The sequence below is a fragment of the Streptomyces humidus genome, from assembly GCF_014649655.1.
In the GTDB taxonomy this organism is placed as follows: Bacteria; Actinomycetota; Actinomycetes; order Streptomycetales; family Streptomycetaceae; genus Streptomyces; species Streptomyces humidus.
In genome coordinates, this window is sequence record NZ_BMTL01000131.1 from 1 (window position 1) to 1,342 (window position 1,342).

Consider the following 1,342-nt stretch of genomic DNA (forward strand, 5'->3'; position numbering starts at 1 on the left):
GGCGAATTCCAGGGGTCGTTGCAACACAGTGATCAACTGGCTGTGGCCAGGAGCTTAGCGAGGCGCTCGGCTGGGGTTTCCCAGCCGAGCGTTTTGCGTGGGCGGCTGTTCAGCTCGGCGGCCACGGCCGCCAAGTGCTCAGGGGCGTGGGTGGTGAGGTCGGTGCCCTTCGGAAAGTACTGCCGCAGCAGGCCGTTCGTGTTCTCGTTCGAGCCGCGTTGCCAGGGGCTTGCCGGGTCGCAGAAGTAGACCGGGATGTCGGTCGCGACGGTGAACGACCGGTGGGCGGCCATCTCCGAGCCCTGGTCCCAGGTCAGGGATCGCCAGAGGTGGTGCGGGAGGGCCTGGACGGTCGATGCGAGCGCATTGCGGGTCGCGTAGGCGGTGTGGCCGTCCGGGAGGTGCACGAGCATCAGGTAGCGGGTGGACCGCTCGACGAGTGTGCCGATGGCGGACTTGCCGTTCCTGCCGATGATCAAGTCGCCTTCCCAGTGGCCCGGGACGGCCCGGTCGGACGCTTCGGCGGGCCGTTCACTGATCATGACCATGTTCTTGACCGGCCGGTTGATGCGCCGGTCAGCGTGGCGACGCGGGCGCCGCATGGCCCTGCCGGTCCGAAGGGCGCGGGTCAGTTCCCGGCGGAGTTCTCCGCGGCCTTGGACGTAGAGGGCCTGATAGATCGTCTCGTGGACCACGTGCATCTCCGGGCGGTCGGGGAAGCGGGTCCGCAGAGCCTGGCAGATCTGTTCCGGGCTCCACCGCATCGTCAGGTGGTCCTGGATGAAGTCCCGCAGCTCGGAGCACTGCCCGATTTTGCCGACCTTGGGCCGGCCGCGACGCCGTTCGGCGCGGCGGTGGGCGTGAAAGGGCTGGTAGGCGAAGCCGCCCTTGGGCATGGGGCGCCGGTTGCGGCGTATCTCCCGGCTGACGGTCGACGGGCTGCGGCCCAGCTCGGCGGCGATCTGCCGAACGGACGCCTTCTCCCGCACCCGGTCCGCGATGTGGATGCGCTCCTCCTCGCGGAGGTACCTCGACGCGCGAGAAGCCGGTTCCCTCCGGTCAACCGCCTCCTCGGACTGCTGCCCGGGGACGGGATAGATCGAAGGGACCGGCTTCTTCCCCTTGCCCGGCGAGTGGTGGCCGTTGCGCCACTTCTTGCCGGTCCGCAGGTTGATACCGATGATGCGGGCCGCTTCCCGGGTGCTGTAACCCTGCTCCATGAGCTGGAAGTATGCGGCCCGCTCGGCGACCAACCTGCGGGGCCCCTGAGGCTTCCGCTCATCCCGAATCTCGAAGTCCATCGCATCCCCTGAGCTGGGGTGTTGCGACGACCACTAGAACG

The 1,342-nt window shown here is 68.4% G+C and carries 1 protein-coding gene; it reads right to left on the reverse strand.

What is annotated here, in order from left to right; translation table 11 throughout:
• Positions 1-32 precede the first annotated feature (32 nt).
• Positions 33-1,301 (reverse strand): IS30 family transposase, encoded by a 1,269-nt coding sequence (locus IE239_RS41395; RefSeq protein ID WP_434093309.1) that lies wholly within the window; start codon positions 1,299-1,301, stop codon positions 33-35.
• Positions 1,302-1,342 lie beyond the last annotated feature (41 nt).

Coding starts and splice junctions, on each gene's coding strand:
- IE239_RS41395 (WP_434093309.1), bottom strand. CDS start 1,301: ATGGACTTCGAGATTCGGGATGAGCGGAAGCCTCAGGGGCCCCGCAGG.